The 13,367-nt window shown below is 71.3% G+C and carries 13 protein-coding genes; 6 read left to right on the top strand and 7 right to left on the bottom strand.

Annotation, left to right across the window (positions count from 1 at the left end; genetic code table 11):
• The first annotated feature begins 326 nt into the window (after positions 1–326).
• Positions 327–902, top strand: coding sequence for a PH domain-containing protein (locus ACZ6SD_RS28330; protein WP_465320058.1), 576 nt, complete (start codon positions 327–329; stop codon positions 900–902).
• Positions 903–990: 88 nt separating this feature from the next.
• Positions 991–2,835, top strand: coding sequence for a dihydroxy-acid dehydratase (gene ilvD / locus ACZ6SD_RS28335; RefSeq protein ID WP_465320059.1), 1,845 nt, complete (start codon positions 991–993; stop codon positions 2,833–2,835).
• Positions 2,836–2,893: 58 nt separating this feature from the next.
• Here the strand turns inward: ilvD and ACZ6SD_RS28340 are convergent, their stop codons facing one another.
• The gene (locus ACZ6SD_RS28340; protein WP_465320060.1) at positions 2,894–3,571 is read right to left on the bottom strand and encodes a DoxX family protein; all 678 of its coding nucleotides are present in this window, start codon (positions 3,569–3,571) and stop codon (positions 2,894–2,896) included.
• 323 nt (positions 3,572–3,894) lie between these two features.
• On the opposite strand from ACZ6SD_RS28340, the gene ACZ6SD_RS28345 reads away from it, so the two are divergent.
• A protein-coding gene (locus ACZ6SD_RS28345) for an IS5 family transposase (protein ID WP_465320070.1) occupies positions 3,895–4,688 on the top strand; the annotation gives its coding sequence in 2 pieces (ribosomal slippage) (positions 3,895–4,228 and positions 4,228–4,688; 795 coding nt in all).
• Positions 4,689–4,817: 129 nt separating this feature from the next.
• On the opposite strand, the gene ACZ6SD_RS28350 is transcribed toward ACZ6SD_RS28345, so the two are convergent.
• Positions 4,818–5,729 carry a 2-hydroxyacid dehydrogenase gene (locus ACZ6SD_RS28350; protein WP_465320061.1) on the bottom strand — a complete coding sequence of 304 codons (912 nt, stop codon included), beginning with the start codon at positions 5,727–5,729 and terminating at the stop codon, positions 4,818–4,820.
• Between the two features lie 44 nt (positions 5,730–5,773).
• Between ACZ6SD_RS28350 and ACZ6SD_RS28355 the strand changes: the two genes are divergently transcribed.
• Positions 5,774–6,691 (top strand): alpha/beta fold hydrolase, encoded by a 918-nt coding sequence (locus ACZ6SD_RS28355; protein ID WP_465320062.1) that lies wholly within the window; start codon positions 5,774–5,776, stop codon positions 6,689–6,691.
• A gap of 11 nt (positions 6,692–6,702) precedes the next feature.
• Positions 6,703–7,878: a PQQ-dependent sugar dehydrogenase gene (locus ACZ6SD_RS28360; protein WP_465320063.1), complete on the top strand. Its 1,176-nt coding sequence runs from the start codon at positions 6,703–6,705 to the stop codon at positions 7,876–7,878.
• 72 nt (positions 7,879–7,950) lie between these two features.
• Here the strand turns inward: ACZ6SD_RS28360 and ACZ6SD_RS28365 are convergent, their stop codons facing one another.
• The 5 genes from ACZ6SD_RS28365 to gatC are packed head-to-tail and all read right to left on the bottom strand — an operon-like array spanning position 7,951 to position 12,059.
• Positions 7,951–8,553, bottom strand: a complete 603-nt coding sequence (locus ACZ6SD_RS28365) for a chorismate mutase (protein WP_465320064.1) — start codon at positions 8,551–8,553, stop codon at positions 7,951–7,953.
• On the bottom strand, positions 8,550–10,055 hold the full coding sequence (gene gatB, locus ACZ6SD_RS28370) for an Asp-tRNA(Asn)/Glu-tRNA(Gln) amidotransferase subunit GatB (RefSeq protein WP_465320065.1): 1,506 nt from the start codon (positions 10,053–10,055) through the stop codon (positions 8,550–8,552). The genes ACZ6SD_RS28365 and gatB overlap by 4 nt, the downstream gene beginning before the upstream one ends.
• Entirely contained in the window at positions 10,052–10,246 is a 195-nt protein-coding gene (locus tag ACZ6SD_RS28375) for a hypothetical protein (RefSeq protein WP_465320066.1), read from the bottom strand. Before ACZ6SD_RS28375 ends, gatB begins: the two co-directional genes overlap by 4 nt.
• Complete coding sequence (gene gatA / locus ACZ6SD_RS28380) at positions 10,246–11,763, bottom strand: Asp-tRNA(Asn)/Glu-tRNA(Gln) amidotransferase subunit GatA (protein ID WP_465320067.1); 1,518 nt, start codon at positions 11,761–11,763, stop codon at positions 10,246–10,248. The genes ACZ6SD_RS28375 and gatA overlap by 1 nt, the downstream gene beginning before the upstream one ends.
• Positions 11,760–12,059 carry an Asp-tRNA(Asn)/Glu-tRNA(Gln) amidotransferase subunit GatC gene (gene gatC / locus ACZ6SD_RS28385; RefSeq protein ID WP_465320068.1) on the bottom strand — a complete coding sequence of 100 codons (300 nt, stop codon included), beginning with the start codon at positions 12,057–12,059 and terminating at the stop codon, positions 11,760–11,762. Before gatC ends, gatA begins: the two co-directional genes overlap by 4 nt.
• A 240-nt stretch (positions 12,060–12,299) precedes the next feature.
• Between gatC and ACZ6SD_RS28390 the strand changes: the two genes are divergently transcribed.
• Complete coding sequence (locus tag ACZ6SD_RS28390) at positions 12,300–12,953, top strand: ACT domain-containing protein (RefSeq protein ID WP_465320069.1); 654 nt, start codon at positions 12,300–12,302, stop codon at positions 12,951–12,953.
• Positions 12,954–13,367: the final 414 nt, after the last annotated feature.

The raw sequence follows: 13,367 nt of genomic DNA on the forward strand, positions 1-13,367 counted from the left end.
TCTGCCTCGTGGTCGATGTGGTGATTCGCTGCTGTCTGTGGCTACTTGTGGCTGTCTGGCTACTGGGGTCTGGGCACGAAAAAACCCCCGTCGACCTCAAAGGTCGCACGAGGGTCGCGCGTTCGATGCGGGCGGCTTCCGTCAGCGTCGAACGCGCGTCGGAAGTACGAGAAGGGTCTGTGCGGGCACCCGGCAGACGCTAGTGCGTTCGGTGTAGAGCGTCAACTGTGCGGGATCGTGATCCCGGATACTGGTCGGACTGCCACTGGGGCGCCCGTCAGCACCCCGGGCGCTGGGGCGACGGCGGGCGGGTGCACCATCTAAGGGTGGCTGAGCAGCAGGTCCCGTCCCGACTCGTGTTCCGGATCCCGACCGTCGCGGTGCTCGCCGCGTTCCTGTTCGCCATCTGCGCCACCCCGGTCGCCTTCGCCGCGCCCGGCCTGGTCGCGGTCTACCTGATCCCGCTCGCGTTCGTGGTGTGGGTGCTGCGCGTGCGCACCACCGCCGACGCCGGGGGCCTGGTCGTGCGGCAAGTCCTCACCAGCCGCGCGCTGCCGTGGACGGCGCTCAAGGGCCTGCGGCTGACCAAGCGCGCGGGCGTGCGCGCGGTCCTCGACGACGGTGTCGAGGTGCCGCTGCCGTCGGTGCGCGTGCGGCACCTGCCCGCGCTCGCCCTGGTCAGCGGCGGCAGGCTGGACGACCCGACGGCCGACAGCGACCCGGCCGACCCGACAGACGAGGCCGACGCGGCTGACCCGACCGACCAGGTTGACCAGGCTGACCCAGCCGGTCCCGCCGACGAGGCCGCCGCGGACAACCCCGCCGCGCGGAGCGAGGCCGCTGACAGCGGCGCGGGCGAGGGCGATCCGGCGCGTGCCGACTCCGCGCCGCGAGCGGAGTAGCCTGGTAGGCACCGCTCCTGAGTCCGTCGGCGCCCACCCCGGCGCCGTGCCCGCCACCCACCGCAGACGAGATCGACTTGGAGGAGCCGTGCCAGCGCTGCGCTCCCGCACCACCACCCACGGCCGCAACGCCGCCGGGGCCCGCTCCCTGTGGCGGGCCACCGGCATGACCGACTCGGACTTCGGCAAGCCCATCGTGGCGATCGCCAACTCCTACACCCAGTTCGTGCCCGGCCACGTCCACCTGCGCGACCTCGGCGACATCGTGGCCGAGGGGGTCCGCGCCGCGGGCGGGGTGCCCCGGGAGTTCCACACGATCGCCGTGGACGACGGCATCGCGATGGGCCACAGCGGCATGCTCTACTCGCTGCCGTCGCGGGAGGTCATCGCCGACGCGGTGGAGTACATGGTCAACGCCCACCAGGCCGACGCGCTGGTGTGCATCTCGAACTGCGACAAGATCACCCCGGGCATGCTCAACGCCGCGCTGCGGCTCAACGTGCCGGTCGTGTTCGTCTCCGGCGGGCCGATGGAGGCGGGCAAGGCGGTCGTCGTCGGCGACGTCGCGCACCCCTCCAGCGACCTGATCACCACGATCTCCGCGTCGGCGAACTCCGCGGTGGACGAGGCCGCGCTCAGCGAGGTCGAGCGGTCGGCGTGCCCGACCTGCGGCTCGTGCTCAGGCATGTTCACCGCGAACTCGATGAACTGCCTCACCGAGGCGCTGGGCCTCGCGCTGCCCGGCAACGGCTCCACGCTGGCCACCCACTCGGCCCGCCGCGCCCTGTTCCAGCGCGCGGGCACAACCGTGGTCGAGCTGTGCAAGCGCTGGTACGGCGAGGACGACGAGACCGCGCTGCCGCGCACCATCGCCAACCGCAAGGCGTTCGAGAACGCGATGGCCTTGGACATGGCGATGGGCGGGTCGACCAACACGGTCCTGCACATCCTCGCCGCCGCGCAGGAAGGCGAGATCGACTTCACCCTCGCCGACATCGACGCGATCTCGCGCAAGGTGCCGTGCCTGTCGAAGGTGTCGCCGAACTCCGACTACCACATGGAGGACGTGCACCGGGCTGGCGGCATCCCGGCCATCCTGGGCGAGCTGTACCGGGGCGGGCTGCTCAACACCGACGTGCACTCGGTGCACAGCCCGTCGCTGGAGCAGTGGCTGTCCGAATGGGACATCCGCGCCGAGAACCCGTCCCCCGAGGCGATCGAGCTGTTCCACGCGGCGCCCGGCGGGGTCCGCACCACTGAGGCGTTCTCCACGTCGAACCGCTGGTCCTCGCTGGACACCGACGCGGTGAACGGCTGCATCCACGACGTCGAGCACGCCTTCACCGCCGACGGCGGCTTGGCGGTGCTCTACGGCAACCTCGCCGAGCGCGGCGCGGTGATCAAGTCGGCGGGCATCGACGAGGACCTGTTCACCTTCCAGGGCCCGGCCCGGGTCGTGGAGAGCCAGGAGCAGGCCGTGTCGGTCATCCTGAGCAAGCAGATCCAGCCCGGGGACGTGCTGGTGGTCCGCTACGAGGGCCCTGCTGGCGGCCCCGGGATGCAGGAGATGCTGCACCCGACCGCGTTCCTCAAGGGATCGGGCCTGGGCAAGAAGTGCGCCCTGATCACCGACGGCCGCTTCTCCGGCGGCTCATCGGGCCTGTCCATCGGCCACGTCTCCCCCGAGGCGGCGGGCGGCGGCACGATCGGCCTGGTGGTCGACGGCGACCAGATCCGCATCGACGTGCACAAGCGCACCCTGGAACTCCTGGTCGAGCCGGAGGTCCTGGCTGAGCGGCGGGCCAAGATGGAAGCCAGCGAACGCCCCTGGCAGCCCGTCGACCGGGTGCGCCCGGTGACCAACGCGCTGCGCGCCTACGCCCGCATGGCCACCGACGCCTCCACCGGCGCCGTCCGCGACCCCAACAAGTAAGCCCGAGACACCGAAGAGGGGCGCGTCCACCACCGGACGCGCCCCTCTTTTCGGTTGTCTACCGCAGAACGACGAGCGTCACCACACTGAGCCCCGCCGCCAACACCAGGAAGACGAACCCGTACGCGGGCGCCCGCCGAAACCAGGGCGTGTTGCGGTCCAACGAGATCTTCCCCGCCCCCGCGAACAACAGCGCGAACGCCGCCGCAGCGTAGAGCGCCTCCACCTCCACCGCCCCCGCGAACTGGTGAATATTGATCTTGGCCCAGATGGCGTTCGCCATCACCCCAAGCACCCCAGCCGCCGCGGCCGGAGTGAACAGCCCCAGCACAAGCAGGACTCCAGCGGCCAACTCGGTGAGCCCCGTGACCCAGGACAACACCGTCGCATGCTGAAACCCCAGCGACGTCAGGTATTGCGCGAAGCCCCCAATCCCCGGCCCCTGCATCAACCCGAACACCTTCTGCAGCCCATGCGCGGCGAACAACGCCCCCACGGTCACCCGCAGCACGAACAACCCAAGATCGGCCCCAAAATGCCAGGCGTGCGGCTCCCGCTCGACCACCTCCTCCCGAGGCTCGTACCCGGTGTCCTCCTCCATCGGCCCAGGCAGAACCGCCGTCGGATCCCCCGGATAAGCGTCCCCTCTGGACGGCGTCACCGGCTGCGATGGCGTGTAGTACCCACTGTCCGCGTATCCGCCGGTCTGCCGAGGCCGGTCGTCGTCACTGCTCACGCCGGCAGACTAAGCGATAGGTCAAGATCACGCCGGTCAGCTAGCCCCACCCCCTGACCCGTCCTGCCAGGCCACACCCCAGCCCAGCCGCTCACCCGCCAACCGCACCCGAAGCTGCCAGGCACCCTTGGGAGCGGGACAGCCAAAGCCAAGCTCCTGCCGACCGGCACCAACGCCCGCCAGGTGCTCGATGGGGTGGAGTGGTTTCTTTGGGGGAGAAGGAAGATCGCTAAGAGTTCCTAACGGAATGATCAAGTTGGGTGTTGGGGTGGTTGTTGGTTGTGGATCATGGTGGTGTGAGGAGGGGTCAGTCGCCGCCGTGGGTGGTGTCGGATGAGTTGTGGGCGCGGGTGGAGCCGTTGTTGCCGGTGGTGGCGCGGCGGTCTCGTTATCCGGGGCGTAAGCGGTTGCCGGACCGGCAGGTGTTGCAGGGGATTCTGTTCGTGTTGCACACCGGCATCCAGTGGGAGTTTCTGCCCCAGGAGTTGGGGTTCGGGTCGGGGATGACCTGTTGGCGGCGCCTGGCGGAGTGGAACGAGGCCGGGGTGTGGGCCCGTCTGCACGAGATCCTGCTGGCCGAACCGCACGCCGCCGGGAAGCTGGACTGGGATCGGGCGGTGATCGACTCGTCCCATGTGCGGGCGGCGCGACGCGGCCCACAAGCGGGCCGAGCCCGGTCGACCTCGGTCGGGCGGGCTCGAAGCACCACGTGATGACCGACGGGCAGGGGGTCCCGTTGGCGGTGGTGTTGACCGGCGGCAACCGCAACGACCTCACCCAGGTGGAACCCCTGCTCGATGCGGTGCCCCCGGTCCGCGGCCGCCCCGGGCGGCCGCGGCGGCGGCCCGGGGCGTTGTTCGGGGACCGGGCCTACGGCTACGACTCCGTCCGCAAGCGTGTGCGGGCCAGGGGCATCACCGACCACCTGGCGCCCCGCAACCACCTGCACGGCTCCGGGCTGGGCACCGTCCGCTGGGTCGTGGAACGCACCATCGCCTGGTACCACGGCATGAAACGCCTCCGCATCCGCTGGGAACGCCGAGACGACATCCACGAGGCCTTCCTCGCCCTCGCCACCTGCATCATCACCTGGCGACACGTAACACGACTCTGTTAGGAACTCTAAGCTGGCTACGCGCGTGTGAGGCCGAAGGCATCCCACCCGTCTTTCACACGGCGATCTTCCTTCGTAGGGGCCCCAGAGAAACCACTCCACCCCATCGAGCAACCCCCACGAAACCCAACCTCAGTAATCCCCACGCACAAGATTCCCCGGCTCAAGCCCCGCAACAAACTGAGCAATCTGCTCAACCACAACCCGATAAGCCCGCCGATGATGCCCCGCGCAACTCCCAGCGACATGCGGCGTGAGCACCACCCCCGGCACCGTCCACAACGGATGCCCCGCAGGCAACGGCTCCGGATCCGTAACGTCAAGAGCCGCACGCAACCGCCCACTCCGCAACTCGGCAAGAAGCGCCCCGGTATTCACCACCGCACCACGAGCGGCATTCACCAAGACAGCGCCATCCCGCATCCGCCCCAGAAACCTCGCATCAACCATGCCGGTAGTAGCAGGCGTCAGCGGAACCATCAGCACAACCGCATCCTGCTCAGGCAGCAGATCGGGCAATTCGTCAACCCCACGCACCCCTTCCCGCGCGGTAGTGCCCACCAGAGTCGGCCGGGCATCAAACGCCACGAGCCTGCGACGCATCTGCGTCCCAAGATCACCCGCACCGAGAACAAGGACCCGCTTGTCCTGAAGAGTGTCGGTGACATGCGGATTCCACACCCCCGCGCGGCGAGCGGCGTCGAACTCGCTCAGCTCCCGGTAGATGTTCAGCAGCACGCCCATGACCCACTCGGCCGTGCTGCCGCCGTGCGCTCCCCGCGAGGTGGACAGCATGACGTGGTCGGGCAGCTTCCCGACCCAGCTTTCCGCCCCCGTGGTGAGCAACTGCACCAGCCGCAACGCGGGCAGCCGCCGAACGGCGTCGTGCAGGTCCTCGGCCAGGAAGTCGGGGACGAGCACCTGCGCGTGGTCGGCTTCGGGTGGGAGGTCGGCGAGTGAGGCGTAGCGGACCGCGTGGACGCCCTCGACCCCGGAGAGCGCCGCGATGCCGTGTTCGTCGGGAACCAGAACGGTGATTGTCACGCGAACACAGTAGGTCGCCGCCATCTGCGGCACACTGATTCCCGATGCGCGAGTACCAGGTCCGCGCCGCCGACGGCACCCGAATCGTGGGCTGGCAGACCGAGTCCGAGGGGCCGGTCGTGCTGCTCTGCCCTGGGCTGGGGACCTTCCCCGACGCGTGGCCCGCGTTGCTGCTGCCGTCCGCTGGCGTCCGGGTGCTGAGCTGGCACCAGCGGGGCACCATGGGCTCGGACCGGCCCGCCGACGAGAGCCGGATCACCCTGGCCGACCATGTGGCCGACGCGCTGGCGGTGCTGGACGACGCCGGTGTGCGGCGGTGTGTGGTGATGGGCTGGTCGACCGGGGTCATGGTCGCGGCCGAACTCGCCCTGCGGCGCCCCGACCGGGTCTGCGGGCTGCTGCTGGCGGGCGGGGTCCCCGGCGACCTGTTCGGCGGGGTCCTGGGGGTGCTGCCGCTGCCCGTCCCGGTCCGCGGGCGGCTGGTCGTCGGCAGTGCGCTGGTGGTCCGTGCGGCGGGGCCGCTGGTGGACCCGCTGCTGCGCCTGCTGCCGGTGAACCGGCTCACCGCGACCGCGCTGCAGCACAGCGGGTTCATGCTGCCCGGCGCGGACGCGGGCGACGTCGCCCGCGCCGTCCGCCGCTTCCTCAGCCAGGACTGGCGCTGGTGCGTGACGCTGGCGCTCGCCCTGGCCGAGGTCCCCGAACGCGACCTGACCGGCATCGGCTGCCCGGTGACCGTGCTGGCGGCCCGCTACGACGCCGTCGCCGACCCGAGGCGGGCGACCCGGTCGGTGGCCAGCCTGCCGCAGGCGCGCGTCCGCGTGGTGCCGACCAGCCACTTCATGCCGCTGGAGGCGCCGCGCGCGATAGCCGAGGAGCTGACGGCGCTGGTCGCGCGGGCCGCCGCGGTCGAGCAGGCCCGCGGGGACCTGCTCACCGAAGATTCACGGCCGCGCGCCTAGCCTTGGGCACCATGTCAGGTTCGCCGCGCCGGTCCCGGGTGCTCGCCGCCGCGGTGGGCGCCCTCCTGGTGACCTCGTGCGCGTCGTTCGCCGAGCAGCCGCCCCCGGAGAGCTGGCAACCCAAGGTCCAGCTGAGCCCGCAGGCCGCGCCGGAGCCGGACGCGGGCGGCGGCATCGGCGGCGGTGGCGGCGCAGGGGGCCCGCAGGCGCCCGCGTCGGAGATCCCGCCGCCGGACGGCTGCAAGGACTTCAACCCGGCCGTGCTGGGCACCTGCCTGGACACCCTCGTCGCGGTCGCCGCCCTGCCCGGCGACGGCTCGAACCCGACCGCCCTGGTCGGCGAACGCAAAACCGGCCGCATCCTGCTGGTCCGCAGAAACAGCGAGCCGACCGTGTTCGCCACCGTCGCGGTGGACGCGACGACCGACGGCGGCCTGACCGGGCTCGCGCTGTCCCCGAACTACGCGGAAGACCAACTGGTCTTCGCCTACATCACCACCCCCACCGACAACCGCCTGATCCGCATCGCCCCCGGCGACACCCCGAAACCGGTCCTCGTCGGCATCCCCCGCGGCCCCAGCGGCAACCGCGGCGCCCTCACCCAGGACCGCCAGGGCGCCCTGCTCCTGGCCACCGGCGACGCGGGCCTCCCCGCCGACCCGAACTCCCTCGCGGGCAAGGTCCTCCGCCTCACCGCGGCGGGCCAACCCGCCGACGGCAACCCCAACCCCGGCAGCCCCATCCTCACCACCGGCCTCCACTCCCCCGGCGGCCTGTGCACCGCGCTGGACGGCTCGCAGATCTGGGTCACCGACCGCACCCCCACCGCCGACCACGTCTACCGCGTCACCCCCGGCAGGCCCCTGGAGGCCCCCGCGTGGTCGTGGCCGGACCGCCCCGGCGCCTCCGGCTGCGCGGCGACCACGCAGATGCTGTGGGTGGCCATGTCGACGGCCGGGCACCTGCAGAGCCTCCCCCAGGCCCCCGACGGCACCTTCACCGGAAAGCCGCAGATCACCATGGCCGACGACGAGGGTTTCGGCAAAGTCGACGGCCTAGACCTGATGACCAACCAACTAGCGGTCGGCGGCACGGTCAACAAACAATCCGGCACCCCCCTCTCCAGCGACGACCGCGCCGTAGTGATCATCGTCGCCCCACGCGGCGGCGGCGGAACAGCGGACTGACCCCCGCCGCGCCCCAAAGCAGGCGGCGCACCGGCTCGGCTCTTTTGGGGAGTTTCCCCAAGTCGCGGGGAACTAGGCGCAAACGGAGAGCAGGGCGCGGCCCAGGGCAAGTTCGTGCAGGTGATCGAGTCGCCGGGCGTGGTCCACTGCGTGGTAGCCGACTACTAGGGCGCGCAGGCAGGTGGGGCTGGCGCGCAGGGGCTCGATGTCGCGGAGTTGGCGCAGGATCTGCTCGGTGATCCGGTCCAGCCGGGGACGCACCTCGGTTTCCAAGTCGGGCCGCTCGGTGGGGGCTTCCTCGGGGTGCGCGGTCCACCGGGCGTGCAGGGCGCGCTGGACCAGTTTGCTTGCCTCGATCTGGTCCCGGAACACCCGCACGGCCAGGTCGGGGTCGACGCCCAACTCCGCCGCGCGGCGGGCCGCGGTGTCGAGGACGACCTGCTCTCTGGCCGGGTCGTCAATGGGCGTGGCGGTGCCGAATTTCGCCGCCGCCACCAGGTTCGCGATCTGCACTCGCTCAGCCGACACGTCAGCCAGGGCCACGAACGTCACCTCGCCAGCGTGGGCCTGCCGCCCGCCAGCCAGCAACCCGCATAACACCAACGCGGACGCGATCCACCCGCGTGCCCCACCGACCCGGCGAACGGGCGGGCGGGGCACGCGGGGAAGACTCACGCGCCGCAGCGTTCCAGCACCAGCTCGCGGACGCGCTTGGCGTCGGCCTGGCCCTTGGTGGCCTTCATGACCGCGCCGACGATCGCGCCCGCCGCGGCCACCTTGCCGTCGCGGATCTTGTCCGCCACGTCCGGCTGCGCGGCCAGGGCCTCATCGACAGCCGCGTAGAGCGCCGAGTCGTCGGAGACGACCTTCAGGCCGCGCTGGTCGACCACCTGCTCCGGCTCGCCCTCACCCGCCAGGACGCCGTCGACGACCTCGCGGGCGAGCTTGTTGGTGAGCGTGCCGTCGGCGACCAGGGCGATCACCTTGGCCACCTGGGCCGGGGTGATCGGCAGGTCGCCCAGCTCGACGCCCCGCGAGTTGGCCGACTGGCTCAGGTACGACACCCACCACGACCGCGCCTCCGCGGGCGTGGCTCCGGCGTCGACAGTTGCCGCGACCAGGTCGATCGCGCCCGCGTTCACCAGGTCGCGCAGCTCCAGGTCGGTCAACGACCACTCGGACTGAATGCGCTTGCGCCGCTGCGCGGGCATCTCCGGCAGCGTCTGGCGCAGCTCCTCGACCCACTCGCGGGTCGGGGCGATCGGCACCAGGTCGGGCTCGGGGAAGTACCGGTAGTCCTCCGAGGTCTCCTTGCGGCGCCCGGCCCGGGTCGTGCCGGTGGCCTCCTCGAAGTGCCTGGTCTCCTGCAGGATCGTCCCGCCACCGGCCAGGATCGCCGCCTGCCGGGTCATCTCGTGCCGGACGGCGCGCTCGACGCTGCGCAGCGAGTTGACATTCTTGGTCTCGGTGCGGGTGCCGAACTCGGCGGCGCCCTTGGCCATCAGCGAGACGTTCGCGTCGCACCGCAGCGAGCCCTGGTCCATCCGCACGTCGGACACGTCGAGCGCCTTGAGCAGATCGCGCAGGGTGGCCACATACGCGCGGGCCACCTCCGGCGCGCGCGACCCGGCGCCCTCGATGGTCTTGGTGACGATCTCGATCAGCGGCACGCCCGCGCGGTTGTAGTCGAGCAGCGAGTGCTCCGCGCCGTGAATGCGCCCGGTGGCGCCGCCGACGTGCAGCGACTTGCCGGTGTCCTCTTCCATGTGCGCGCGCTCGATCTCCACGCGCACGATCTCGCCGTCGTCCAGGGTGACGTCGAGCCAGCCGTTGAACGCGATCGGCTCGTCGTACTGCGAGGTCTGGAAGTTCTTCGGCATGTCCGGGTAGAAGTAGTTCTTCCGCGCGAACCGGCACCACTGCGCGATCTCGCAGTTGAGCGCGAGCCCGATGCGGATCGCGGACTCGACCGCGGCCGCGTTGACCACCGGCAGCGAACCCGGCAGGCCAAGGCAGGTCGGGCAGACCTGGGTGTTGGGCTCCGCGCCGAACCCGGTCGGGCAGCCGCAGAACATCTTGGTGTTCGTGGAAAGCTCGACGTGCACTTCGAGTCCGAGGACCGGGTCGAACCGGTCCACGACCTCGTCGTAGTCCATCAGCTCGGCGGTGACGGTCACTTGCCCCTCCGGAACGCGCGCGCGGCGATCAGCAGGCCGGTGACCGCGACGAGGATGCTGCCGAGCGCGTTCACCAGCGCCAGCTTGTCGTCGTCCCGCCGGGCGGTGCGCAGCCCGTTGGCCGCGCTGCTGGCGGCCGCGACCGAGCTGACGATCCCGAAGGCGCCCTTGAACTTCTTCGTGTCTGCCATCAGTGTGCGACCTCCAGCTCGGGAACGCGGGTGATGAGCGGACCGCCCTGCGCGGCGTCGCGGGCGGTCTCATAGGCGGCGGCGACGCGGTAGCCGCGGTGATCCTGCAACGCCGGGGACATGATCTGCAGCCCGACCGGAAGACCGTCGTCGGCGGACAGTCCACAGGGGACACTGAGGGCGGCGTTGCCCGCCATGTTCGACGGGATCGTGCACAGGTCCGCCCGGTACATGGCGATCGGGTCCTCGGTGCGCTCGCCGATGCCGAACGCCGTGGTGGGCGTCGTCGGGGAGACCAGCACGTCGACCTTGCCGAACGCGGCGTCGAAGTCGCGCTTGATGAGCGTGCGCACCTTCTGCGCCGAGCCGTAGTAGGCGTCGTAGTAGCCCGAGGACAGCGCGTAAGTGCCGAGCATGATGCGCCGCTTGACCTCGGGGCCGAAACCCGCCTCGCGAGTCAGCGACATCACCTCTTCCGCGCTGCGCGTGGCGTCGTCGCCTACCCGCAGGCCGTAGCGCATCGCGTCGAACCGGGCGAGGTTGGACGAGCACTCGCTGGGCGCGATCAGGTAGTAGGCGGGCAGCGCCAGGTCGAAGCTGGGGCAGGAGACCTCGACAATCTCCGCGCCCAGCTCGCGGAGCTGCGCGACGGCGGCCTCGAACGCGGCCAGCACGCCCGGCTGGTAGCCCTCGCCCGCGAGTTCGGTGACCACGCCGACGCGCACGCCCTTGAGGTCGCCGCCCGCGCCTTCCCGCGCCGCGGCCACCACCGGCGGCACGGGCGCGTCGATGGAGGTCGAGTCGAGCGGGTCGTGGCCCGCGATGACCTCGTGCAGCAGCGCGGCGTCGAGCACCGTGCGCGCGCACGGGCCCGCCTGGTCCAGCGACGACGAGAACGCGACCAGGCCGTAGCGCGACACAGTCCCGTAGGTCGGCTTCACGCCGACGGTGCCGGTGACCGAGCCCGGCTGGCGGATCGAGCCGCCGGTGTCGGTGCCGATCGCCAGCGGCGCCTCGAACGCGGCCAGCGCCGCGGCCGAGCCGCCGCCGGAGCCGCCCGGGATGCGGTCGAGGTTCCACGGGTTGCGGGTCGGGCCGTAGGCGGAGTTCTCGGTGGACGAGCCCATGGCGAACTCGTCCATGTTGGTCTTGCCGAGGATGACCAAGCCCGCTTCGAGCAGCCGCAGCGTCACCGTCGCGTCATACGGCGGCTCCCAGCCCTCCAGCATCTTCGACCCGCAGGTGGTCGGCGCGCCCCGCATGGTGAGCACGTCCTTGAGCGCCAACGGCACCCCGGCCAGCGGCGACGCCGCGGGCCGACCGGCGGCGACGTCCTCATCGACGGCCTTGGCCGCCTGCAGCGCGCGGTCGCCGTCGATGTGCAGGAACGCGTGCACCGCGGGCTCGACCGCGTCGATGCGGTCCAGGTGCGCCTGGGCGACCTCGACCGCGGACACCTCCTTGGCCTGGATCTTCGCGGCGATCTCGGCCGCGGTCAGGCGGATGAGGTCGGTCATGCTTCCTCCCCGAGAATCCTCGGCACGCGGAACCGGCCGTCCTCCGCCGCGGGCGCCGCGGCGAGCGCCTGCTGCTGGGTCAGCCCGGGGCGGACGAGGTCGCGACGGAAGACGTTGGTCAGCGGCACCGCGTGCGAAGTCGGCGGAATGTCCTGGTCGGCGACCTGCCCGACCTGGGCGACGGCCTGCACGATGTGGTCGAGCTGGCCTGCGAACAGGTCCAGCTCCGCTTCGGTGACGGACAACCTGGCCAGTCGGGCGAGGTGGGCAACCTCGTCGCGGGAGATGCTGGGCACTCGACGAACCCCCGGGGTTCTCTGCGATGGGACCCACGGAGTCTATTTCGCGCGTAATCGAAACCCCGAACGGGTTGTTCCAAGCGCGGGGCGGGTGTAGACCGGTGCGCGATCCCGCGATTGCGATCCGGCGGACGCCTGCCACAACCCGTGACCTGGTCTGCGACAATCAGCGGTCGGCGTAGGGTGCGGACGACAAGGTTCCGCGCACCGAAGTAGGTAGTGCGGGAGGCGTTCGCCTTGTCGTTCCTGATCCGGGTCCAGCTCCCGGACAGCCCAGGCACCCTGGGCGCGGTCGCGACCGCGCTGGGGGCCATCGGGGCCGACATCCTCAGCGTTGACGTGGTCGAACGCGTCGGCGGAGTCGCGATCGACGACCTGGTGGTCGAACTGCCCAACGGCAGGCTCCCCGACGTCCTCATCACCGCGGCCGAGTCCATCGAGGGCGTCGAAGTCGACGCCGTCCGCCCCTACGCGGGCGTCTTGGACACCCACCGCGAACTCGAACTGGTGGAGGAGGTCGCCGCCGAGCCGAAAACCGGCCTGGCCATCTTCACCGAAGGCGTGCCCAAGATCATTCGCGCGGGCTGGGCCATGGTCGTCGGCGCGGGCGGCGAAGGCTCCCACCGCCTCGCGGCCAGCACCGCGGCCCCGGACATGCAGACCCTGGACCTGCCCTGGATGCCCCTGGCCCGCGCCACAGTGCTCGACGGCGAAGACCCCTGGGTCCCCGCCACCTGGCGCGAACTGGGCACCGAACTGGCCGCCACCCCCCTGGGCAAACCAGACCGCGTCCTGCTGGTGGCCCGCCCCGGCGGCCCCATGTTCCGCGCCGCCGAAGTGGCGCGGCTCGCGCACTTGGCCGGGATTGTCGCGGTCGTCCTCCCGGACTAACTCGCGGCCCGCGTGCCCCCGGCGCCCCTTGGCCCACCACACCGCAGGGTCAACCCGGTTCACGCCCCGGTGCCATGCCCAGCCGCCCAGCACGAGCAGGGAAACGACGACGGCACCCGGCTTTCCGCGCGCGCAACAACGGTTCTCACCCGACCGCGGCCAGCCTCGCCCGCAGATCAGTGACGGTCGCCGTCGAAGCGGCACGGCACGCTGGCGAGCGAGGTTCTCGCCCAATGAGCTAGCCGCCAGTCCCGTTCACGGCCCACGGACCGCTCCAGCGCACCACCGGACAGTGCCCAACTCGAAGGCACCGTCGCCCGGCACCGTCGCCCGGCACCGTCGCCCGGCACCGTCGCCCGGCACCGTCGCCCGGCACCGTCGCCCGGCACCGTCGCCCGGCACCGTCGCCCGGCA

This window comes from Actinokineospora sp. NPDC051303, assembly GCF_055586285.1.

Excerpts from the sequence above, each read along its gene's own strand:
- ACZ6SD_RS28355 (WP_465320062.1), top strand. The coding sequence starts at position 5,774 with ATGCGCGAGTACCAGGTCCGCGCCGCCGACGGCACCCGAATCGTGGGC.
- ACZ6SD_RS28360 (WP_465320063.1), top strand. The coding sequence starts at position 6,703 with ATGTCAGGTTCGCCGCGCCGGTCCCGGGTGCTCGCCGCCGCGGTGGGC.
- ACZ6SD_RS28375 (WP_465320066.1), bottom strand. The coding sequence starts at position 10,246 with ATGGCAGACACGAAGAAGTTCAAGGGCGCCTTCGGGATCGTCAGCTCG.
- gatA (WP_465320067.1), bottom strand. The coding sequence starts at position 11,763 with ATGACCGACCTCATCCGCCTGACCGCGGCCGAGATCGCCGCGAAGATC.